The following is a 23618-nucleotide window of genomic DNA, read 5'->3' as shown; positions in this document are numbered from 1 at the left end:
TCCTTTTTCTCGGGTTTTCATGCTGAGGTGTTCTGTGGTGAGCTTAATAGAGTCTCAATGATTCGCTCACATGCTTTTCCGTCTCCATAAGGGTTATGTGCAAGGCTCATCGCCTTATAAGCCGAATCGCTGGACAGGAGCTCACTGACCGCATTAGTAATCGCGTCTATATTGGTACCCACCAGGCGAACAGTGCCGGCGCTTACAGCCTCAGGTCGCTCGGTTGTATCTCGCATGACGAGCACTGGTTTGCCCAGTGAAGGCGCCTCCTCTTGAATACCTCCCGAATCTGTCAGTATTAAGCAAGCTCGCTGCATAAGATAGACAAATGGTAAGTAGTCCTGTGGCTCTATCAGATGAATATTGCTTTTATTGCTCAAAAGGCGCTTTACTGGTTCTTGCACCTTTGGGTTAAGGTGCACAGGATAAAGGATTTCACAGTCCGGGTAGTTCAGAGAAATGCGGGCCAATGCCTCACAGATACGTTCAAATCCGCCACCGAAGCTTTCCCGTCGATGCCCTGTAACGAGTATGAGTCGCTTTTGGTCATCCAGAAAACGGAAACGTTCCGCCTGCTCAAGGCGCAGGCCTTCGTTCTTATCAAGTTGTTGGGCGACGGCAAGAAGTGCATCTACAACCGTGTTTCCAGTGACGGTGATTGATTCACCGGGTATACCTTCGTCCAAAAGGTTTTGACGAGAAGATTTGGTTGGAGCGAAGTGCAGGGCGGTCACTGCGGTTGTTAGTTTGCGGTTGCCTTCTTCCGGCCAGGGGGAGTAAAGGTTACCTGTTCGCAACCCTGCCTCGACATGGCCCACTGGTACTTGCTGATAATAGGATGCAAGGCTGGCAGCTAGTGTTGTGGATGTATCGCCATGAACCAGAACGATATCTGGACGAAAATCCTGAATCACGGATTCGATTCCGGTCAGAATTCGGCTGGTGATTTCTGAGAGAGTTTGACCGGGTGTCATGATGTCAAGGTCGTAATCAGGGCAGAGTTGAAACAGACTGAGCACCTGATCCAGCATTTCCCGATGTTGAGCGGTTACGCACACCCGAGACTCAAATCGCGAATCATTCGCTAAAAGTACGGCAAGCGGGGCCATTTTGATAGCCTCGGGACGGGTGCCGAAAATTGTGAGCACTTTCATTATTATTTTTCTCCCTTCCATGGATAGCGAAAGCTTAGCATATTTTTAACAAAACAAATGACTATAGAAATCAATTTATCTGTGTAGAGCATCACTGGGTGTAAAGCATGGTTCAATAATTTTTCTATCAGATTGGTTCAAACAGACTGCCCTGAGAAGGTGGGCCTCCTTTGGTTGTGGTGAAATACACACCGTCGGGCATATGGCGCCATGAGATTTCCCTGCTACCATTACAGTAGCTAACCTGAGCCTCTTTGCATGACTGAAGGCAGAAATGCCTATTGCTTTGGCTGGAGGAACTCTGCGATTCATATCAAGTGAAGGACTACGCCATGTGTTTGAGAAAAAAAATAATTATAAATAGCATCTTAGCCACTTTTTTATGTTTAGGAACAGCGTTATCGCATGCAGAATTGATCTTCTCCGAGAACTTTGACGAACAGCCTGACTGGGACAAAACAATGGACTCCAGCCCGAGTTCCAAAAGTGCCCGGGTGGGTGCTAAGGGAGACTTGATCCCAGAGGGGTGGGACCTTGTTCGTTCTGAGGCCACATGGGCCCCATCACGAGGCCATATGGATCGTCATGAATCCTTTGAGATCAAGGCTGCCGATTCTGATAAGGCCCGTGGCGGTAAAGGCAAGGCGATGGTGAATTGGCGTGATAGTCATGATCCAGGATGGAAGCGCTGGAACTCTGACAGCATATTGTTAAAAAAAATCGGTAACCAGAAACAGGTTTACGTTGAGTTTTATATCGCCTTCTCCCCGGAAATGTATCAAACTTTCGTAAATGGCGGATTAGGTACCTCCAAGATATTCCGCATATACGGTTTCACAGGTGACTGGAGCGATCCGTTTAATTACTTTGCCGGCGCTACGCACCCAAGTCTTATATGGTCAGTCAGCGGTGCAATGAGGTACGGAATTCGCAACAAACTGTCCTTGTATGGAATGAATAACGATCCCGAAAATTACCCGGATATGCCCGGCGGCTCCCACCAGGGCGACCACTCTCTTAGCTATGTATCAAACCTTAAGGGTATGGGGCCTGGCGGAAAGGATGCCAAGCTACCGGATAAACAAAACGGGGGCTATATTATTCCCGGAAGTGGCGCTGCAACGATGGAGCGTGTGTTTGGCTCTCCCGGCAGTTATACAAAAATGGCTTTTTTTGTAAAGCTCAATTCAGAGAAGGGAGTGCATGATGGTGTGATTACACAATGGGTTGATGATGTGCAAATTTTACATGCAGACACGCTGAACTGGGTACCCGTTAACAAGGACGCGACTGGCTGGAACGTGGTTGGGTTCGGCGGTAACGACTACTTCCAAGGATACCCAAATTCAGAGCGTCATGAAGAGTGGTATGCAATTGATGACATCAAGATACTGACTGAAGTACCGGACTATCTTAAGGCCGATGCAGAAGCAAAAGATGCACCGAAACCGCCTGCGGATTTGTCTGTAGAATAGCTACGCCGCTCTGTTATCAGTAGCGGGAATACCACAGAGAGCTACTTAGGCTTCAGCTCAACTCTTATACATTCCAGGGAAGGAGAAATAAATGGTCCGTCGTACCCAACAGGTGGTTTGGAACTATTTTCGTCCCCACTTACGCTCCTGTGTCCATTTCTTTCGATTTTGGTTGGCATTTACCTTAACTCCGAGAAGGAAGAGCGTGTGTTTTGTTGGTATAACCGGAAGCGCGGGCAAAACCACAACGAAGGATCTCTCTGCGAGTATTTTGAGCACAGCAGGTAGAAGTTTCAGCACCCCTGAGACTCAAAACTATTCCCATAGCGTAGCCCGGCATGTGCTCAGGATTGGAGTCCGGCACCGGTTCGCCGTTCTCGAGTTATCAGGGGGAGAGCCCGGCGAGTTGGACACCCCTCTAAAGTTATTTGTCCCCAATATCGCCGTTTTGACATTGGTGGCGAGGGATCACTTCAAAGCATTCGGAAGCCTGGATGCGATTGCAAAGGAAAAAGCGAAGCTCATTTCCGCCCTTCCTGCTGACGGTGTGGCGATCCTGAACATTGACGATCCGCTTGTGAAAGCTATAGGAGAAACATGCAGCAGGAAGGTGATTTGGGTAGGAGAAAGAGAAGGGGCGACTTTAAAGCTTCTTGCTGCTCGATCCAGGTGGCCAGAACCTTTAAAACTTGACGTTCAATATGAAGGCGAAGTTTATCAGGTGAAGACTGGTTTTCATGGCAAACACCTGGCCCTACCTGTTCTTTCCGCTTTGGGGGTTGGTTTAGCCGCAGGGGTACCGTTAACTATCGCAATCTCTGCTGTCACTGACGTGAAACCGGCACAGGGAAGAATGCAAGTCGAATCCAATCGACATGGTATTACGTTTGTTCGTGATGACTGGAAAGCGCCGCACTGGTCCCTATACGCCCCACTCGAATTTATGGCCGAAGCAAAGGCACGCAGAAAGATCATTATAATCGGAACGCTTTCCGATTATTCTTTGTCCGCATCCAAGCTTTATCCCAAGGTAGCCAGGCAGGCAATGGAAGTGAGTGATATTGTCATTTTTGTTGGTCCTAACGCACCGAGGGCAGCGAAAGTAAAATGTGATGATAGCAGCGCTAAAAACCTTTATACATTTAAAAATATTCAGGCAGCATCGGAGGTATTGAATTCTCTACTAGAACCAGGTGATCTCGTTCTTCTGAAGGGGTCAAATAAAGCGGACCACCTCGTCAGACTAATGTATAACACAGAAAAGCCTGTGCGTTGTTGGGTTGGTCGGTGCGGCGTTAACAATTTTTGTGGTGGTTGCCCAATGTTATACGAGGCTTAGCGCTGAAAGTGCTATTTGAGTTCCGTTAGTAACTTAAGAACCAGTGGGCCGGACACAGGCATAATGCTCTATTTTCGCTACTGATGATTAGGAGAGGATAATAGAGAACCAAGCACTGCTCGCGACAGGCTTTTCGCCAAACCCGCGGTTCGCCCGACCAGATATACTAAATCCAGAAAGTATATCGCGGGCAGGTAAGTAATATTTTCTAAGGCGTTTTCAGATCTTAATAGCCTTTTTGCAGTGAGGGCAGTAGGTATGATGAGTGTGATTGTCAAAAAAATAAGAGCTAATGCTGACGAACGAGAAAGAACGCAGGCTATAAATGAAGTGGTGCTTAGAATAAACATCAACAAAAGATAAAAAGTTGGGTCCTTTATTGTGTCAGGCCAGTTTTGAAAATAATTTTCAGAATGCCATACTTGCCGGTAAAAAAAATGTTTTAATGTAACTGGGTTTCCCAAATGAATAATGTTGAGATCTGATATAATTTTAACGTCGTAATTGTTTTCCCTTAATGTTTGGGAAAGTTTTGTATCCTCTCCTGAAGTAATCGTTTCATCAAAGCCAGATATGTCAAAAAATACCGTTTTCTTTATAAAAATGCAGCCGCCTAAAAGCTCCTTTGGTAGAACTCTGGGTTCTAATAGCCACGCTTTTTCGATCCAATACGGAGAGTTCCTGATAGAATAACCTCCACCGTAAGTAGCATTTTCCGTTTCCATTGCATTAACGGCTAACGACAACCAGTTAGGCTGAACAATGCAGTCTGCATCGATAAAAGCCAGATACTGACCTCTCGCCGATTTAGCACCAGCATTTCTTACGGCACCTACGGTACCAATAGGTTGATTTATGACATTCACATTAAATTGTTTGGCAATTTCAGTGCTTTTGTCAGTTGAATTGTTATCAACTGCAATAACTTCAAACAGCTCTCTGGGATAGTCTTGGGCTTCGAGTGCCGATAGGCACTGTCCAATAAATTGCTCTTCATTATAAAAAGGTATAATAACGCTTACTTTTATAGTATCCATAGCACGTCCACGATATCCATATGCGACCCTTTCCCTGAAAGGGGATTAGTTAAATCTTATCACAGAGCGAAACTTTCCATTGCTGCTTCTGGGAATATAACTTGTGTATTGTATTTCAATACCGAATTCTTCACCAGCCCTGTTTCGAAGATTATTTATAAGCTGTTCTTCATTTATCGCTTCAAACCCATTCGCGACAATTTTAATTGTAGCTTTTCCAGGAGAGTGTTGTTGGATTTGTGCTTCTTGAACCCCACTCACACCTTTAAAAATGTGATCAACGCGCCCGATCAGCCGGCCATCGCTTGTCTCGATATAGTCGTCAACTCTACCGTTGATAGATTTTAATCCGGGCGTGCCGGTTGTTGGTAAGGCACAGTCTGCTAATGTTGCTGTGTCGCCGAGATTGTATCTGAGCAATGGCATTTGTTTATTTGTTAATGTTGTGGCGATTAGTTTGCCTGCATCAACTGAGTCTGCACTTGTCTCAACTTCTGTTATACCAATTATCGGATTGGGATTGTAGATCCCTGTTGAGTCTTGGCCGGCAAAGAGCACATATTCAGCAGTACCGTAATAGTCATAAACCTGGCAACCAAATACTGATTCAATCTTTTCTCGTTGCCACTGAAGGAGTGTCTCGGAATTCGTAATAATAGTTTTTGGCTGAAATCCAGGCCTTGTATTAGATTTCTGGTACTGAGTGGCAAGATCATAGATTGCTGATGGATAGCCGATAAGCTCTAGAGGCTGGAATTGATTTAGTTCTTTCTGGTAGTAAGGAAACGTTTTTTCGCTGAGGTGGTAACTTGAAAAAAGCCTCTGGTTTTCAGCTCGGTTGAAACGGGAAAAGGGTGGTTTCATGTCGTTAGCAGATTTGAGCATTCTTCCTGCGAAGGTAGCTCGTTTCGCTCCAAAGGGAACACCATGATGTTCTTCGTGATCAACCAATAACGCCATAGCCAACTTGTAAGTGCACTCATCAACTTCAAGTGCTAGAGGGGTGCCGGTGCTGCCGCTTGTATGCTGAACCATAAAAGGTTTTGGTGCATTTTTTGGTCGAAAATTATGGCCCTGCTCCAGCAGTGCCTGTTTATTCAGGACAGGCAGTTTTTTGAGGTCTTGAATCTGGGTGATGTCTTTTGGGCGTAGGCCAAGCTCGGCAAAGAGTTTTTGGTAGTAGGGGATCTGGCTTGCACAGTAGGCCACCATATGGTGCAGGTGTTCATCCTGGTATTCTTTTATTTTTCGATCACTGAACCCTTTTATATCTTCAATTTCTTTTCGTATTTCATGATATAAACCTGTGTATCGCTTTTGATAAAGCTTATAACCATACGCAGATATCAGAAAAGTCTGCAGCATTGGGGGGCTACGAAAGTACAGCTCTTCAGCGAGATTCATTGTTAGTGGTATCCCTTTCCCTTATCGCATTTTAACGGGTGGCCGTAATCGACGGTTTTTATCTAACTCACCCCTCTTTCAGACTGACTGGCCCCCGACTCGATGCTAAACTCTCAAGGAAGCGAAGCCATGCCAAGAGACCTCCATGACCCGTTCATCAGAACCAGGGCCACAGAGGCAAGGGTGTCTCGCAAAACTATCACGTTGTACTCTAATTATACTGGGTAGCGCAGCGGCAGAACAATGGAAGGTTGACTTGGTTTAGCGAGCCTACAGACCTGCATGAATTAGCTGTGGAGATTTGGGATGCGATTGTCTTAAAAAATTAGTTATAACGCACTTTCACTAATGAACAAACAAAATATTTGAACGGTGGCTTTATGATAAACTACCAATGCTAAACCTAAGTTAAGGACAAGTATGGCTAATTTTAAAGTAAGTTCTGGTCTTGGTTTTATAGCGGGTACGTTGATGGCGACAACTGGCGCATGGGCTGACGTAATCTTTGAAGAAAATTTTGATAGTCAGCCAGATTGGACAAGCGCTATGCACTCTACAGACACTGTGCAGCGTGCGGCTACGCATATTATTCCAAAGGGTTGGTACTCTATAAGGCAAGCACCGCAATGGGCACCCTCAAAAGGGTACGCCAAGAAGCACGAAGCCATTGAGATACTGGCTTCAAACGCAGACAAAAGTCGCAATGGGTCAGGCAAAAGTTTTGTTAGTTATCGAGACTCTTACGATGCTGGATGGAACTATTGGGCCTCTGAATCCATATTGCTCAAATATCTGCCGGAAGGTTATGATCAACTTTATGTTGAGTTCTGGATACGTTTTGGCCCAAATTGGACGCGCACTAAAGTAGAAGGTTTAGCCAGTGCTACATCCAAGATTTTCAGAGTATCCAGCTGGAGTGGTGATGGCTCTGAATATGGTGCGTTCTCAGATGGTAATATCGGACCTATCGCGCTATGGGATCACAAGCTCAATAATTACGGCATGCGAGTCGGCCTTGCTCTCAGAGGCGGCCCCCACAGTGACAACTACAAGTTCACTAAAGAAGATATATCTGATCTAGGGCGTTTCATTACGGCAGGCAGCCTCGGCGATTTGAATATGAGCTATAAGAGCAGTTTGGCAGGGCTAGGGAAGGATGGTAGTGATCCCAAAATCGTTGATCGTGTAAATGGAGGTTATATTACAAAGAACTCAGAAAAAATTGAGCACGATAATATTTTTGGTCCAGATGATTCTTGGACAAAGTTAGGTTTTTTCGTGAAAATGAACTCAGCTCCTAATGTAAAAGATGGTGAGTTTCGGATGTTTTTGAGCGATCAGCAGATCGTTGTCAGTACTAAAGTGCCCTGGATTCGCTCATCAATGAGCCGCGACGAAGATGCTAAATGGAACCTTGTAGCTATAGGTGGTAACGACTTCTTCCAAACGTATCCGAACGAGAGTCGTCACGAGGAATGGTACTCTATCGATGACATAGTTATTCGTACTGATATTCCAGATTATGTGAATTCAGACGTCAGTGCAGGTGACGTAAAACCTGCATCGCCTAACTCCCCTATTAAACTGCAGGTTAGGTGACATTAAATCTCTTTAATTGTATAGGGTTTTGTTACTAAATATTGATGCTAGTGCCGAAAGAAATATGTGTCTTTTAAATATTTAATTAATATTTCTTTGGAGCGTTTAAACTATTTATTGATCAAGCTTTTAACCGCCTTAAATTTACCGTTTTTGCTTTTTTTTATATAGTCCAGGTAGCTCAACTTAAAGTAAATTTCGGCTCCAAACTTGCTTTTGAGCTTCTCTATAATCTGCCTTTCAGGAAAGTTTGAATATTTTTTATCCTGCACGATAAGTACTTCGCAATAGTCAGCTCTATGTTGAATTATTTGTGCTTCTTTAATATTTTCAAAAAAACCAAAAACTTCTCCGGTTCTTCCGATTCTTCGGCCATCTGGTGTATGTATTTGGTCATCTATTCGTCCAGTAAAATTTTTTATAGAAAAGTCGCTAAGCGCCTCAGCGGTATCGCCAATTTCATAGCGAAGCAGCGGCATAACAGTGTTTGTCAACGATGATCCTATCAACCGGCCTGAGGTTGAAGCTAGACCTTGGTCATCTATAATCTCATGGACACCAAGAATTGGGTTAACGGAGTAGGACCGGTTTTTCTCTTGCCCGGCAAACAGTATGTACTCTGCCGTTCCGTAATAATCGTAAATAGTACAGCCAAATACACGCTCTATAGCGTTTCTTTGCCAACTAAATAATGTTTCAGAGTTTGTAACGATAATTTTTGGTTTGAAGGATGGGCTTCTTTTAGATTCAAGATACAGCGTTGCTAAGTTATAAATAGCAGAGGGGTAGCCAATTAACTCCTCGGGGTCAAAGACCGCGAGCTCACTATCGTAATGCCTGAGTGTGCTATGACTTAAATGATACGTAGAAAAAATAGCTTGATTTTCTGATTTATTAAATCGATAAAAAGGAGGCTTGTTGTCAGAATACTTTTTTATCAGCCGCCCGGCGAAGGTGGCTCTTCTTGATCCGAAGCAGACTCCATGCTTATTTTCATGAGCGACAAGCAGAGCCATTGCTAACTGGTAGGTACCTTTATCCATGTGGATGGTAAATGGCGTGCCTGTTGTTCCGCTGGTTTTCTGTGTAATGTATTTTTTTGACGCAGGGTTCATTAAACTATCAATATTTTTTATCACGGTTCTTTTTGTAAGCAGGGGTAGTTTTCTTAGGTCTCTCTTAGAGGAAATTTGTTTGTAATTGATGCCGTAATTGGCAAAAAGCTTCTGATAGAATGGGATATAGTCACCACAGAAGCGGATCATTTTCTCGATGTTTTCATTTTGAGAGTCTGTTTTTTTTCTTTCGCTAAGAGCATTAATTTGGTCAATTTCTATAATTTGTGAATGAAGGTTTTGATAGCGCTTTGAATACTGTATTTTTCCAGCGAGGCTAACGAGAAAATTTTGAATAGTGGCTGGAGACGAGTAGTATATACGCTCTTTTAAGTTCACTGTATTGCCTCTTTGACCTTTGCCATATTTCTACTGTTTCTTGATAAGTAGTAATCTATAGTTTTTATTTTAGTGATCATGTCCATAGTAGAACCGGCATCTATATTATTATTTTGATTGGAGGCAATGGTTCTTAACATCCGATCCTTAGACCAGATGTCAGATTTTAAGGAGTGAATGATTGTTTTGAAGAAATCTCCAGTATAAAGGTGTTCATAATTAAACCATCCAAGGCTAGGGCGGTTATGTTTCAGTCGATAAAAGGATTTTTCATATATTATACGGGCAACTCTTGAAAGCTCCTGGATGACGATCGGGTGCTTTGCTTTAATAAGCGTTGCTGCCATCGGAAAATGCAGTAAGGTATTGTTTAAGTTTTTAATAACTTCTTTTGTTAAACGATTTTGTAACCTCTGCTTAAAGGGGGTGGCGTAGACTATTTTTAAAAGATCAGGATGACTTAAAGGTGAGTAATATCCGTGGAATGGTTTCGCCATGCTGGGCTGTTTCATCATATATTGTCGGCTCGTATGCTCGTAATTAAACATTTCGATGCCGAAAGAGAAATCTTCCGCCTGGACAATAAAATTGTCTAACTGTTCATGAAGACATATCTCCAAATTAGTTCCTGAGTTTTGAAAAATAGCGGCACCTTTGTTGCTGGTAAACCAAAATTGTTGAGGGGGGCTTAAGGTTCTTTTGAAGTCCTTAACGATCTTACGCTCTGAAATAAGTCTTGGGCTGAAGAAATGTAACGAATTGATGGATTTATTAAAGCGGCTTCCGGTGCTTGAAAACCCGTTATGCCCCCCTAGTCGAGCACCAATAACCCCTCCTGATATGGGTAAATAAAACTGCTCAGAGATCAATTTGCTGGATAAGTGCCAGATTGGGAAAAGGCAGTGCCCATGCTTCTCAAGCATAATATCAAGAAGTTCGTTGTTGATAAGTAGCGACTTAACGTCTTTAAAGTAGTGATCGGTTCGGACAGCGCCCGAAAGCCGCTTTGCAATTGTGCATTCGCGACTGGAGGTGTCTCCGTGGGTGTAAGTCAGACAGACGGGGGAATCAGCTGGAGCCAGCAGGGTTCTTGAATCCCAGCCTGCGGACATCATTAAAGCCATTGGCTCGTACTGTTGCATGATATTGGTTAGCTGGTGGGCGAACTGCTTGCCTTTGTTTTCAGGGCTGTTCGTGGCTTGGTTATGTTCCGAGATATCGCTAATGTGCTTCGTGACACTCAGTGTTCGAGTATCAATTTTGATGGTCTGATTTGATAGGGTTTGGAAAACGTCTTTAAAAAATGTGCTTTCTCCTGGTGTGTAGCCGAAGGTAAGGTAGCAATGTATCCCACTCCAGTCGGGCTCGTCGCTGGTACCAATCAGGTTTTCCAAGCGGTTTGAGAACAGCATGCCGCTGTTAGTAGAGCGGTAGAAAAGGGGCTCAGCCCCTGCCATGTCTGAAGTAACAGTCAGTGCGTGGTCTGCTGTTGTGTAGATCACGGAGGTTCCGTTGACAGGCGTCAAAAAATCGAAAGTTTTTGCATCTTTCCTTTCTCCAAAAAATAGCTCGAAGCGCCCGTCATCATAGGTTTTGTGTCGTATATAGTAAGGGTTAGCTTGTTGTATTTTCAGAGTTGTATCTGCACCGGCGTTCATTTGACCGTTTGAGTAATTATCCGGCACACTTATCGTTACAAGAAATGAGTTAGGCTTTAACATGCGCTAGTTTTCCTTCATCCGTGAATTAATTCTAGTGACAGGGTTTCCTGCCCAGATAGCCCCTGAGGTCTCAATGGGCCGTGTGACCACTGAAGCAGCTGCAACGATGGATCTGTTGTTGACATCTGCCATAACAACCGCATTGTTTCCGATCCAGCAATCCTCTCCAACGCGTATCTTTGTGAAGGTTCCGCCTTGATCCTGTATGGGTTTGGACAGATCGTTGAAGTTATGTTGTTGCTTCCCGCTCAGAATGTGTACGCCGCTGCCCAGGAGTGTATTTTTTTCAATCAGACATTTTCCGATATTACTTTGTGGCCCGATATAAACCCCTTGGTGAATAGTTGTATCACGGTGAGAAAGTACGGTTAAAAAGCCGATCAAAATATCATCTGAAGTGTTAGGGCAGGCAAGGCGGTAAAAGGCAGCCCGGGTATAAGCTCCCGTTCGTCCGGGAATAAGGCTTAGCCCCTGGGAAAATGACTGAAATGTACCGTCTGGAGAACTCAAAAAGCTCAAGAACCTGTACAGTACGTAGATAGGCATGACGAGTAAAAGGAAGATTTTTTTGATGATTTTTTTTATTAACTTACGCATATCATGACCTATCCAGCCGGGTACGCAGCCATCGCAGTTCCCGCATCGGGCGGAAACTCAGCAGACCTTTTAACATCCGGGTGCCTATGCGCACAGTAAGCAAGCGCCATGTCATAACAGGTAGTGCCTTGTGATTAGAGAGTACGGCCGGGCAGCTATCCGCCAAAGGTTCTGAAAGAATAGACTGAGGTCCGTAATTCTGCATTAAAATTACGAGAATCCGGGTGAAGTGGGCCTCCTGGCTAGCCAGTAGTGCTGTGGTTACGTTATCAAGCCACTGCTGGCCGGCTTGCAAATATTCATTTGAGTTTTCAGAGTCAAGTTCAGAGGCTTGGAATAGGATCATGGCTTTGCGTACGTCCTGAGCAACCCAGGTATCGTTTGCGAATTCAAGCCCGGCTTTGCTCACTAAAAAAGGGCGTTCGTTTAGGTGTATCCACTGTGTATAGTGAAGTACAGATGCTCTGGCATATTGGTACGCTTCATCTTGAGTATCCATCTGTCGCTTGAGCCAGAGATATCGTAAAAGGCTACTGAGCAGAATTAGATAAGACCAGCCAGTTTCAATATTTAGCAGGTTCCGGTATTGGATTTGGTCTTCAGGATGAATAGTGTCCTTGATGACCGCTTCTGCTTGCTCAAGCCATGCTCTGTCACCATCGACCAGCCAGGCATCCAGAAGCGTATTAAGGTAATTACCAGTCCCGCGAGTAAACGGGTATCGGTGGGTTGTTGTGTGTTCGCCTTTGATCATTTTCCTGAGTAATGGAATTTCTCGTTTCTTCAGCTTCAGCATTTGTGAAAGCAGACCACTCTGGCCTTCATACAGTCCGGTAATCCACCGAGCTAAGCCAAGAACCGCCTCCCGAGAGTTTTGATTGCCTGTGAGATAGTAGTGGTAAAGAAGGCCGGTCGAATAACAATGCTCTTCAGCCGGTCCACCGCCGGTTTGTCCCGGCGTAGAGCTTGTATCGTTGTGTTTTGAGAAGGTTCTGTGTGTTGCTGTGTGGGCATCCAGATAATGGTCTGTGTGCCAAAATAAGCCGTTGTTGTATTCGGCCCGGTCCTCATCGGTATGGTAAATGTCGATGTCTACAACATGTCGGGCCAAGTCGTCCATTAACTGAAACCAACGTCTATCCCCAGTCAGGGCAAACTGCCTTGCAAAGCCGTATATGGGATCGTATTGGTTATTGTAGTGGGAAATGTAGGGCGGTTCTTCCGGGCTCTGGTAAAGGGTTTCGTGATCCGCGAAAATATCACCAAAATTGCGCCAGCCAAATTCATCAATTATTTCTCTTTTGGCGAAGAAGTTTGAGTTCCCGTGCAAACCTTCCGCGATGAGTTCGTCGAGAGCGCCGGTCTGACTATCAGCTTTGAACCACGGAAAAGAATCTGCGCGCTCATAACACTCTGGGGCAATTACTGGTATCAGGGGTGTATAAGCCGTTGCATGGATACTGTTGTTCCTCTGATAGGCCATCAAGCATTTTAAAGTCTTGCTTTCGCCACCCTGTAGCTCATAGGGGAACTTGGCATCTTGAGGGAACAAGCCGATTATTACCTGATTTTTTTCCTTACGCAGGCAGGTTGGGAAGTTCTGCCAAAAGTCGGGTACTGCCAAGTTGAGCTGTCCGCACTCATGTTTAATATTAACAAGTGGGTTAGCGCGTTTACCGTCTTGCTGCGGTTCGGTCAAGCTGGTTAGCTTATAACCGCAAAACTGGGTCGTTATTTGGCCAGTAGCACCGATGTGGTTCCGGCTTTGCCAGTTCTCGCCGCCGCTGGAATCTTGGTAAAGGTTGAAGTCGGTAACATGAAAAATGCTCGGGTTTTCATCTGTAGCTTGTGGCGTAACCTGGGCATTGCTCGAGTCTGGCAGGGTTGTTACTACAGAGAGTTCGCGGAAGTAAACCGAGCCAGGGTCTCCTAAATCCCACAAACCACCAGGATGACGGGCTCGTTTGGGGTTGTGGGTTGTCAGCTCTACTTGAACGAGTCCGGTTTCTGGAAAAATACGCAAGCCACACTCAAATCGGGCCAGAAGTACGTTGTTTTGATTAATCCAACGACCTTTTAAAACCGCTGTAATAAACACTGGCCCCTTGTGTGTGATAACCCAATCTGAATCTGCCTTATCTAAACCGCGGGACTTGTTACTATCACTGAGCGTTATAACAGAAGTCAGTTTGTCATTGGTTGAGTGACACATCTGCCAGGCAAGCTTGTTTGATTGTAGAGTAATGTGGCCTGTAGATATGTTAATCATCTGCCCGGCATTGGTTCGATTGATGACCCATTCATCATGTATGGGTGAAGGCGCTTCCTGGTACGTTAATATCAGGTCTTTGGTGCTGTTTGGCTCGATGGTAACCAGGGCAGTCGCATGAACCCACCGAAGGCTTCCATCTGGCCACTGGGCCAAGGGTTCCAGTTGCATAGCCAGTGGTTTGTTGCCATCCATCAGTGCTAACTGCTGGGCTTTATGTACAGCCCCCCTTGGTAATGGAATGCCCAAATCAACAGGTTCACTGGTACGCTCAAAACCTTCATGCTCTTGAACCCTGATGGCCACTGTATACATATATTTCCCTACTGGCTGTTTTTCTGAAGATGCCTGAAATAACTCACCGGCGTTTTACCATGCCGCAGTTCTCAAGTACTTTATGCAACACAAGCCTGCTCACTCCACTGTTAGGTTTCCTGGCTGCAGTGGAGGATTATGAGCGCGCTCAAGTGGACCTATGGAAGAAGAGCCCAGTCTGAGATTCCCATAAACATCCCTTGATTGTCTTTTGATCGTGGTGCTTGGCACCTCACTCATGGCCTCGCTGACTGTAGTAAAAGCAGGGGAGCCTATAGTCAGAGAAATTCTGGCGTTGTGAATGCTAATACCGGGGTCGCTGGTAATTGCACTATTGTCCCAGGCTGGAGCCATAGCAGAGACTGGGTTGTTACCGGAGTAATACCAGATGTTGTGCTGACCAATAACATTATCCAGCTTATTTTTTGCCTGGTAGCCATGACCAACAAAGGCAAAGTCTTTGTGTGTGAAGCAGATATTCTTATCCCATATCACGCTTATGCTATCGCCACTACCCTGGAAATTCAGGCACCCACGGGTACTGGAGTTTCGGTCTTCGGAATACCGGTAGATGAGATTGTTACGAATGAAGTAACTACCGGTCAGGCCTTGTGAACCATTGTCTCTCAGCGAAATTCCACCACCTTCCGGGCCGTTAGAAGTTGCTGGATTTATACCATCCCAGTCGGCTGCAAGGCCTACGTTTATCAATACATTATTTTCTATCACAACATCCATTGACCAGTTGCAGGATGCCCCAACGCTAATGCCTGCACCACCCTGATCGGTAATGACATTATTATGTATTTTCAAAACCCCCTTAAGATCTCCGCAATCGGCACCTTCATCGTAATTATGAATACCAAATTTGGCTTTATTGCCATGCAGATAGTTGTATCCCCATTCCCAGGCATCGACAATAAGGTTGGTTTTGCTACGAACGCTTAGATAGGTCGTGTGATGCAGTTTTGAAGCACCATTGCAGCCATAATCATAGATTTCATTGCCAAAGATTTTAACGCCATGGGCTCGTTCCTGCGCGCCACTTATTGCCCCTGCCCATTTGCTTGCACAGCCTCCGGGCAGGTCGCCAATGCGGTTAGCAATAACACGTCCGTGTTTGCTGGTCTGTACACCAAATGTGTCTCCCGGCGAGGTTTCAATAACCGGGCCCTGCGGTTGCCCGTAGGTATCCACTTTTTGGTAGTTGGATGCATAGATATCTAACTTGGAGACTACCATGCCGGTTACCCGGTAATTTTCAATGGCTTTCTGCGCAATAGCTTTGGGCTGGTGTCCGGGGTAGGCCACAAGGGCAAACTGTGACTGCAGGTCGCCAGAGGCTTCGGAGTTATTCCAGTAGATAGCGCGGGGTTTGGGGTTTGAAAAACGACCGGTGTCTACATCGTGAATAAATAAGGTACTCCCCTTAGGTGCACGCTTCAGTGCATGCGGTACGGATGGCCAGGGTGCACTCCAGGATCCGGCATTATTGACGCTACCGTTTGATTTTACGTGGTAAATTGAGCCTTTTCGCACGTTAAATGGGAGAGAATTTGAACGCTCACCGTTTACAGAAATATAAAAATAACCTGGTCCTTTAGGGGCTTTAGGAATTGAAAACGCGATTTCTCTCATTTTGTGCGAGGCGTAAAGGTTAGCCGGGCCTGAGGGTAGGTCACCGTCGGCTAATTTCCAGTAATACACGGTAGGCTCATGGGCTTTGCCTTTTGAATCTACAAAAGTCAGTTTTCTTCTATCTGAATCACTTCCAGTATTTTGAGCCCAAGCAGTAACAATCACACCGCTACCTTTGCCATCACCAAGACCTGTAGAGGGTCCGGAAATTAAATCAGAAAATGCTAGAAAGGGCTGAGCCTGAGCTGACATTGACAGCAAGGTGAATAGGGTGCCTATTAAAAGATTTCTCATTATTATATACATCCCTTTAATATACAAAACAATTATCAAGTTTCGGGTGTTGCAGTTTTATTGTCTGGTAAACATTGGGGGTGCCAGAGCGCCAGGGTACGGCTAAATAGGTAAACCTGAATAACCACAAGCTGTGCTGGTAAGTGTATTAGGTGATAAGGGCCATCCAGTTTCATAAAAATAAAGCAGAGAGAGAGTGTGAAAATGGCCAGCACGGCTATGTAAGCGATGCTAGAACCGAATAAGAGAGCGACCACTAATAAAACAAAAAATAATGAGTTAACAATAGCGGCATTAGCCGTTCTGGATGTGATAAAATGTCTAAAGGACTGAAAATCTTCACTTCCGTGCCATATTTCCCGTTTTGCAAATTGAGTGAGCGTTTTGGGATAATTATGATGAAATGCTTGAATTGAGGGGTCATTAAAAACTTTAATGTCTTGCTTTATCGCACGCTGACAAAAATCATGATCTTCGCCACTGTGCAGCGTTTCACTGAATCCGAAAACCTTCTTAAAAGCACATTTGGTGGTTATGCAGTGTGCGCTGTTTATATAGGTGTTTTTAGTTCTTTTTAGGTTCGAGAACCAGACAGTTTCAAGGTAACTTGCATCTGGCGGGCTTTCAACTTTACTGCCGGTAATTATCAAACTGGTCTTGGGCCAGTTGTTTGAAGCGCTGCGAAGTTGGTCAAGCCAGTCTGGTGATAGCGTTACGTCGGCGTCTAAAAACACTAACAGGTCGCCTTCAGCATGTTGAACTCCCAGGTTTCTGAGTGCTCCGATGGTGGCGTGGGGCGCTATATAGGCTTTAGCCCCGGCACTTCGAGCGAGGCTCAGGCTGCTGTCAGTTGAACCGTTATCAACAATAATGATCTCGTGAGGCTCATCACCCATGGCAGAATGGATGGAGGCAATCAGGTTTTCAATATTCTTTTCTTCATTAAAACAGGGAGTAATAAACGAAATTTTAGTAAAATCAAAACTCACGGTGAATGCCTCCATGCCTGGTACACACTAATCCAATCGTTTTTCAAGCGCCTGACAGGCTAGAAAACGTGGCTTGACCGAAATTCAAAGATTAAGTGTTAATAAGACGCATAGTCAGTGCTCCCATATTTTAATCGCTTTAAAAATCTATGGAGTTCAGGGTGAGAAATAATTAATTTTTTTATCTCATACCTCGCTATGGCTAATCTGGAAAAACGATACTTTAAGCCTTCCTCCAAAGTAGAAATGCAGGGGTTACATGATCCGCAAGGCTCATCGAATAGCGGTTGGTGACAAAACCACGTCATATTCAGGATTTCTGCAACCCCCATATTTTCGGATTCTTTTAACATATCCAGTTTAGTTAAGTGGAGGACAGGAAAAGAAAACTGGTTAAACAAACATAAAAGATCTTCGTCTGAACCCTCCGCGATCACTCGACGGTTTTCACTATCTATTTCAGTTTTTCTCAGACAAGGCATAACGTTTCGCTGAGAGTCACTTATCTTCTCTATAGAAAGCTCCAAACTGTGTAGGTTTTTCTGTTTGCAGTAGGATGCTATGTATATATATTGAGATCCAACCCACTCCTTTGACAACAATCTTTTATGTGATTGAGTGAATTCTGGGAAGACGATAATTTCAGACTGGTTGATCAACTCAACTTCATGAACGAACGATCCAGGAAATTTTTCATTTACTTTTTGCCTGATTTTGTTCATTGCTTGCATTTCTTTTTGCAAAGAGTCTCTGGTTTTTTCTTGTATATAATGAGGTTGTATTTCAGTACCTTCGTAAGCAAGCTGAAGTAACCTGAAGGTCGAGTCCCAGCCCCCAGTCCAAAGCAAGTGAATCATTGCCATCCTACCTGTTTTTATTCATCGTGAGAGTCCTTTCCAGCACAGCATAGCAAAGATCCTAAACTGCCATAGCATTCTTTGGAAGCTTCATTTTCAGGTGTCAGCATACTTTACGCACACTATGGTCAGCACCTCGTGAACGGATACGTTTAGTCCAAAAGCAGCTATAAACTGAGTTCTTTAAGAAAATTCGTTCTATCTAGTGCCGTTAAATAAATCGTGCAAAAGCACATGCCGTTTCAGACGATGCATTTGCGTTGTTTCAGTGTCGAAGATACTTACATTCCAACGGTAGTCTCATTAGAGGAAAGCTCTAACGATATTTTATGTTGATGAAATAAAAGCAGAATTTTGACGTGGCATGAAAGGTGCAGCCTATGTTTTTGCGGGCATGCTGATTTGAATTCCAGTTGCCAGCGCCTATATTCAAGGAGAGAGAACAATGAATAAATCCTTTAAGAAAACGCTGTTAGCATCAGCTCTCGTACCATTGGCATTCGGTGCACAGATTGCCAGTGCAGACCCGATTGCTGAGTGGGGGTACAAGGTTGATAGTACGTTCACAAATGCATTATCTGAATCGAATGGACCTATTTCGGGAAATAATACTGACACCTTGATCTGGGGTAAAGGTCCGGAGTCCTCCGTCACAATCGGCCAGGTCGACGAGGCGAGTGGTCTCGAAACCGGCGGCGGCTTTGTTAATGGAGGAGTATTCACCCATATCAATAATGCAATACCGGCCTCAGATGACTCTCTGAGTAGCTTTGATCTGGTCTCCACGTTAACACTGACCCCATTCGACCCGAATGGTCCTTCGTTGTCTCCATCAGCAACTACTTTCGAGAGTTTCTTTATAGAAACGGGCAACAGTGCCCCCTGTGTCGAGACGGCTGGCGATCCCTGCGCGGATATATTCACCATTGGTGATGTCTCTGGTGCAGAGCTGAATGAGTTTGGTAACTACCAGTTCAACACATCCTTCGACCACACGGACGGCTACACATATACTGTGTTTCTTGAGCTTGATGGCCTGACTGGTTTGGCCGATGCCAGTTGTTCGGAAGCTGGTGCGCCCAACGGCTGTATAGGTCTGGTCACTAAAGAGAACAGCACAAACGATTTCCAGACACGTTTCCGCATAACGGCTGCAGAAACAGTACCTGAACCAGGCACCCTGGCACTGCTGGGCCTGGGCCTCGCGGGTCTTGGTCTGTCACGCAGAAAAAAAGCCGCAAAGGCGTAATATCTGAATAATCAGATTGTTAAGTAACTGAAGCTGTAAAACAAAGCCCCCGCTCTCAGAAGCGGGGGCTTTGTTTTGGGGAGGAGTCAGGCAACTTCCTGTTCGCCAGTCTTAAGTACTGTACTGGTTCTTTCTGGTAAGTAGCGTCCATTTTCTGTAATTAACGACCAGACATCCGGTCGGCACTGTTTTATTCGATCAATCAACGATGCGGCTTCAGTGAATGCCGGGCGTCGGCGGCCGTGGTAGTTCATCAGGGGGCCCACATGGTCAAACTCCACGCCGAAGCGCTTCAGCAGGCGCAGTTGGGCGGGCTCCATAACCGCCATCCAGTGAGTGATTCGGTGTTTAACCGACATTTGCAGAATGGCGGCAAAAAGCCCGAGGCTGATGTAGGGCATGGCTCTTTTGCCATTTTCCGAATCACTGTAATACGCGGGCTCGCTGATGCCTGAGACTGCTTTTTCTTCATTCAGGCGCCGCCGAAACTCCCGGCTGACGGCCATTCTCGATATCTCGGCGACCCGGGTTCGAAGCGGGCCTGCGACGGCATCCTGAATCTCTCTTCCCAGCCGACGAAGACAGGGGCCTTCCATGGGAAATGCACATTGTGTGGCGTCGTCGCCTGCCATTACGAGGCGGACCGCGGCCACGCTGTCTTTGGTAAGGCGGTGCTGAATTAAAGCGTGTGCAGAGTGCGGGTCGAACTCATCGTGCTCACGTTTGTCGGCAAAGCAGTTAGGGTCTTCAAACGGGCGGTCGATGCAGTAAACCTGGTATCTGACTGCAAACACTTCGTCGGTCAGTTCGGGCGTGGTTGCCAGCTTAACAGTGAAGACCGAGTTGAATATATTGCTGACATTTATGTGCTGTTGCTGGAGTGGGTACATTTCAGGTCCTCTTAAGCGTCGGAACGTGCGTTTTGGGAGGGCACGTAACGGCCCGGCGACAGAATAAAGTTGGGGTCTATTGCAGCCTTGAGGTGGCTGGAAAGCCGGGAATAGGTGGTCCCACTGGTGTTGAGGATGTCCATCGCGTTGACGTTGAGGCGATAAGGCAAAAAGCCTTCTTCCTGGCCCGCCTGGTAAAGCGTGCGATAGCATTCGTTAGCCTTTGCAGTGGCATCCGGATCATTTCGATCAAAGAGTAGGGGAACGGTTGAGTCGAAGCACCGGTCATTGATGGTCGTCAGGGTAATGAGCGGGTTAACGCCATATTGGGGACAAATACGTTCAATCATCTCAGTGTAGCGACGTGCGTCTGTGCCACGGATCGGAACCAGCGGAGCAAACCATATAAGGCCGCAACCATCCTTTGCCGGATTCTTGGCCTGCCCGGGTACGGGTAAGGCTCCTGAACGCCAATACGCCAAAGCAAGGGCAACATCGTTGGGCGCACCATTCATGATTTGCAGTGCGCCCGATAGTGTGTCTGCCATGCCCTGGATACGCGTGGCCAGGCTGCCGGGCAGTACGCGGGCAACAGACCGAGCCATTTCAACTTTGCGCTGATTGATAAAGATGAGACGGTCGGTTACCGGGCCAAGAAGCCGTCGCAGGGTGCGGCGAGCCGCGCGGGCAACTTCCTTTGATGCGTAAATGGCGCCCACACCGCTCCATGCGGGAACGCCATGTCGATGAGCGATGTGCTCAGCTTCGGCAGCCGGGAGAAAGCCATCTACAGCCTTGTCTTCAGGAAAAGGGATCATCATTGAGAGCATGCGCTGGCTGTTAAGCAGGTTAATGGCAACAACCGTACCGCCAAGGGATCTCAGTACTTCTCTGACCGTTGGCACCAGTGCTTCCAGTTTGGCGTCGTCTTTTGTAGAGAAAAAGAACGCCGTCACGGTTTCTGGCGCGGGAGCCAGGGCAATGGTCATGTTTACCACCACGCCAAAATTGCCCTGACTGAACAGTCCGTCCATGTAAGGGCCCAGGCCCCACTTGAAGAGCCCGTCTATCTCTTTACCCCCAAGCTCGCTGAGCGGTGTCCGATAGAGGGAGCCATCGGGCAGGATCGCTTCAATTTTTGTAACGGCCGCGAAGTGATCGGTGATGGGCGTGATGCCGTAGCCTCTTTCAAGGGCATTACCCAACAGACTGCAATTAGGGCCGGCGCCGGTTACCGGAACCAGGTAGTCACCCTCCTGTTGGTCAAGGAACTCTCTTAATTCGCCCTGGGTTACCCCGGGCTGGACGGTGACAACGCCCATTTCAGGGTCAAAATCTGATATCTGGTTAAGCTGGCTGAGATCAAGAACAACACAGTCATCCTCAACCGGGTTGGCACTGCCATAACCCCAGTTGTTGCCCGTAGACACGGGATAAACAGGAACCTTCCAACGTTGCGCAGTTTCCAGGATTTTGGCGACCTGCTCTTGACTCCAGGGGTGAAGGGCGGCAGGAATAGAGCGCTTGACACCAATGGTGGAGGCGCCCAGCTCCCCACTTTCGGCCAGAGTTACCCCGGAATCCCCCAAAAGGGCAGTCCACTCGGCGATTGCCGAGTTAATAGAATCAAAATTCACAGGTGTTTCCACAATTGATTTATGAGTGGTGCTGACCAGCAGCTGGTATCAGCTGCCGGGACCTTTTCAGGAACTGTAAAAATTATAGGCCAGTTGAGATTGTCAAAATATGTCGTTTCGTTAGGGATTCCGGCAGGGTAAAAATTAATATTAATGAATAAAAACAGAGTTCTGCGAGGATTTTTTGAGAGGTAAGGTGAGTGTCGATTTGTTAAATAATGTTAAATCGGTCAGTTTTTGTACAGATTGATCTTGTTTGCAATATGATGCGCAGGCATCAGATTTGCTTTTCGATATCGGTAACCGTGCTGAGCATCCGGGGGATTACTTGCGTGCAATCCCGGGAGTTACAGGGTGTCTGTATTGTAATCAGGGCAAACTGTGTTTCGCCGGTAAGTACGGCTGGCACCTGTAACAGTTTGGCGTTTCGGTAGTTCCAGCTTTTTCGCGACCCGACCTGGAACCATTGCGCGACCAGCACCTTATTTCTTGTCAGTATGTTCCGGTAAACCTTAAGGCCCGCTTTTGGCTGTGCCTCAACATGCCAGACGGAGGTGTTAAACAGAGGTGGCAGGTAGGGGACAAGCTTTTGCTGGGCGTTTTTTTTCTGGCTCTGTGCTAATGAGATCCAGCTGGAATCCGAACGCCAGACCTGTTCCCGAAGGCTTGTGGGAAGAGAGAGAGGCAGGGGCAGTTGGCCAGTGTGCGTCTGCCGGAATTCCGGAAGGTTAATCACCCATTCCGTTTGTTCGTTAGCCGTGTGGTGTGCAGCTAACAGAGCAACAGGGCCCAGGATAAGCGCTGCGCTGATCGCAATGAAACCTTTTCTGTAAATGGCGTTGGCCCGCGTATGCAAGGCGTCTTTCCGGGCACGTCTGCGAACCGGCGAAAAATACAGCGCCGGAATAATGAATGCACCGAACACCATCCAGCCCATCGTTTCGTGATCGGATAGCAGGTCACTTTGCATATCCGTCTCATAGGCCACCACGACCAGAATGGTAATTCGCACCCAGTTGGCCAGAAGGCCGAGTGCTGCGGCGGCCAATAGAGTGATAAGCCAGCCCCGCCAACGGTAGTCGTTGAGTATTGCGGTCATCATTGCCAGTAAAATGGAAATCGCAAAATAACGGATACCAGAGCAGCCATCTGCGATAAGCAGTCGCCCGTAGGGCAGAGTGATGCTGTTGCCTTCAATGAGAGCGGTCATCCCGAACCAGCCTACCCAGGTTCCGACAACGATGCTTGCCAGCTCCACCAACGCTGGAACCAGGTCAGCCCAGATGGGCAATGAAAGCGCTAACAGGATAACGTAGGGGGCGAATGAGAGTGTTCGCGAAAGCCCCAGCAGTGCCCAGGCTGTTGTGATGATTCCGGCAGGAAGCAACAGGTACGCCAGAGTGTCAATACGCACCAGCTCCAGCAGGGTCCAGGCCAGGGTGGTGGTGATCAGCAGGACAGCACCGGCCAGCTGGTGTTGTTTGCGCTCAGGTCCAGGCGCCACCTTGGCAGGCGGATGAATCAACAACAGCCCAATGAAAATAACCGCAGTGGCCAGGCCGTGTGCCAGAACCTGCGAAAACTCTAGCCAGGCCCCCGCCAGCCGGGCCCAGGTCGGGTAGTAAATGACAACGGCAATGCCGGTAGCCACCAGATAAGGCTGGGCATCGGGCAGGTTTTTAAATGTCTTCCTTAACATT

At 46.5% G+C, this 23618-nt stretch carries 17 protein-coding genes; 4 read left to right on the top strand and 13 right to left on the bottom strand.

The window, feature by feature from the left end:
• Positions 1 to 17 precede the first annotated feature (17 nt).
• Positions 18 to 1154, bottom strand: coding sequence for a non-hydrolyzing UDP-N-acetylglucosamine 2-epimerase (gene wecB / locus FFI95_RS08200; RefSeq protein WP_144821937.1), 1137 nt, complete (start codon positions 1152 to 1154; stop codon positions 18 to 20).
• A 575-nt stretch (positions 1155 to 1729) separates the two neighbouring features.
• Between wecB and FFI95_RS08195 the strand changes: the two genes are divergently transcribed.
• Complete coding sequence (locus FFI95_RS08195) at positions 1730 to 2629, top strand: hypothetical protein (RefSeq protein WP_144821936.1); 900 nt, start codon at positions 1730 to 1732, stop codon at positions 2627 to 2629.
• A 91-nt stretch (positions 2630 to 2720) separates the two neighbouring features.
• Positions 2721 to 3968, top strand: a complete 1248-nt coding sequence (locus FFI95_RS08190; RefSeq protein ID WP_144821935.1) for a Mur ligase family protein — start codon at positions 2721 to 2723, stop codon at positions 3966 to 3968.
• 77 nt (positions 3969 to 4045) lie between these two features.
• On the opposite strand, the gene FFI95_RS08185 is transcribed toward FFI95_RS08190, so the two are convergent.
• Together FFI95_RS08185 and FFI95_RS08180 are read right to left on the bottom strand one after the other, a co-directional pair.
• The gene (locus FFI95_RS08185) at positions 4046 to 5005 is read right to left on the bottom strand and encodes a glycosyltransferase family 2 protein (RefSeq protein ID WP_144821934.1); all 960 of its coding nucleotides are present in this window, start codon (positions 5003 to 5005) and stop codon (positions 4046 to 4048) included.
• A 45-nt stretch (positions 5006 to 5050) separates the two neighbouring features.
• On the bottom strand, positions 5051 to 6409 hold the full coding sequence (locus FFI95_RS08180) for a phenylacetate--CoA ligase family protein (protein ID WP_144821933.1): 1359 nt from the start codon (positions 6407 to 6409) through the stop codon (positions 5051 to 5053).
• A gap of 420 nt (positions 6410 to 6829) precedes the next feature.
• On the opposite strand from FFI95_RS08180, the gene FFI95_RS08175 reads away from it, so the two are divergent.
• Positions 6830 to 8008 (top strand): hypothetical protein, encoded by a 1179-nt coding sequence (locus FFI95_RS08175; RefSeq protein ID WP_144821932.1) that lies wholly within the window; start codon positions 6830 to 6832, stop codon positions 8006 to 8008.
• Positions 8009 to 8118: 110 nt separating this feature from the next.
• On the opposite strand, the gene FFI95_RS08170 is transcribed toward FFI95_RS08175, so the two are convergent.
• The 7 genes from FFI95_RS08170 to FFI95_RS08140 form a co-directional block, all read right to left on the bottom strand.
• A complete protein-coding gene (locus tag FFI95_RS08170) occupies positions 8119 to 9462 on the bottom strand; it encodes a phenylacetate--CoA ligase family protein (protein ID WP_144821931.1) in 1344 nt (447 codons plus the stop codon).
• Positions 9459 to 11183 carry an asparagine synthetase B family protein gene (locus FFI95_RS08165; RefSeq protein ID WP_144821930.1) on the bottom strand — a complete coding sequence of 575 codons (1725 nt, stop codon included), beginning with the start codon at positions 11181 to 11183 and terminating at the stop codon, positions 9459 to 9461. The genes FFI95_RS08170 and FFI95_RS08165 overlap by 4 nt, the downstream gene beginning before the upstream one ends.
• Before the next feature lie 3 nt (positions 11184 to 11186).
• Positions 11187 to 11780 (bottom strand): acyltransferase, encoded by a 594-nt coding sequence (locus FFI95_RS08160; protein WP_144821929.1) that lies wholly within the window; start codon positions 11778 to 11780, stop codon positions 11187 to 11189.
• Position 11781: 1 nt separating this feature from the next.
• Entirely contained in the window at positions 11782 to 14364 is a 2583-nt protein-coding gene (locus FFI95_RS08155) for an RIFT barrel domain-containing protein (protein ID WP_144821928.1), read from the bottom strand.
• A gap of 99 nt (positions 14365 to 14463) precedes the next feature.
• A complete protein-coding gene (locus tag FFI95_RS08150; protein WP_144821927.1) occupies positions 14464 to 16296 on the bottom strand; it encodes a hypothetical protein in 1833 nt (610 codons plus the stop codon).
• A 35-nt stretch (positions 16297 to 16331) separates the two neighbouring features.
• On the bottom strand, positions 16332 to 17285 hold the full coding sequence (locus tag FFI95_RS08145; RefSeq protein WP_186311980.1) for a glycosyltransferase family 2 protein: 954 nt from the start codon (positions 17283 to 17285) through the stop codon (positions 16332 to 16334).
• A 98-nt stretch (positions 17286 to 17383) separates the two neighbouring features.
• Positions 17384 to 18142: a 7-cyano-7-deazaguanine synthase gene (locus FFI95_RS08140; protein ID WP_186311979.1), complete on the bottom strand. Its 759-nt coding sequence runs from the start codon at positions 18140 to 18142 to the stop codon at positions 17384 to 17386.
• A 445-nt stretch (positions 18143 to 18587) separates the two neighbouring features.
• On the opposite strand from FFI95_RS08140, the gene FFI95_RS08135 reads away from it, so the two are divergent.
• Complete coding sequence (locus FFI95_RS08135) at positions 18588 to 19391, top strand: THxN family PEP-CTERM protein (RefSeq protein WP_144821924.1); 804 nt, start codon at positions 18588 to 18590, stop codon at positions 19389 to 19391.
• A gap of 86 nt (positions 19392 to 19477) precedes the next feature.
• Here the strand turns inward: FFI95_RS08135 and FFI95_RS08130 are convergent, their stop codons facing one another.
• From FFI95_RS08130 to FFI95_RS08120, 3 genes are all read right to left on the bottom strand, one after another.
• Positions 19478 to 20281, bottom strand: a complete 804-nt coding sequence (locus tag FFI95_RS08130) for a PEP-CTERM/exosortase system-associated acyltransferase (RefSeq protein ID WP_144821923.1) — start codon at positions 20279 to 20281, stop codon at positions 19478 to 19480.
• A gap of 11 nt (positions 20282 to 20292) precedes the next feature.
• Positions 20293 to 21918, bottom strand: a complete 1626-nt coding sequence (locus FFI95_RS08125) for an FAD-binding oxidoreductase (RefSeq protein WP_144821922.1) — start codon at positions 21916 to 21918, stop codon at positions 20293 to 20295.
• 277 nt (positions 21919 to 22195) lie between these two features.
• Entirely contained in the window at positions 22196 to 23617 is a 1422-nt protein-coding gene (locus tag FFI95_RS08120) for an exosortase/archaeosortase family protein (protein ID WP_144821921.1), read from the bottom strand.
• Position 23618: the final 1 nt, after the last annotated feature.

Origin of the sequence: Marinobacter piscis, from assembly GCF_007671655.1 — a bacterium.
GTDB classification, from domain to species: Bacteria; Pseudomonadota; Gammaproteobacteria; order Pseudomonadales; family Oleiphilaceae; genus Marinobacter; species Marinobacter piscensis.
This window is presented reverse-complemented; position numbering and strand designations above follow the sequence as displayed.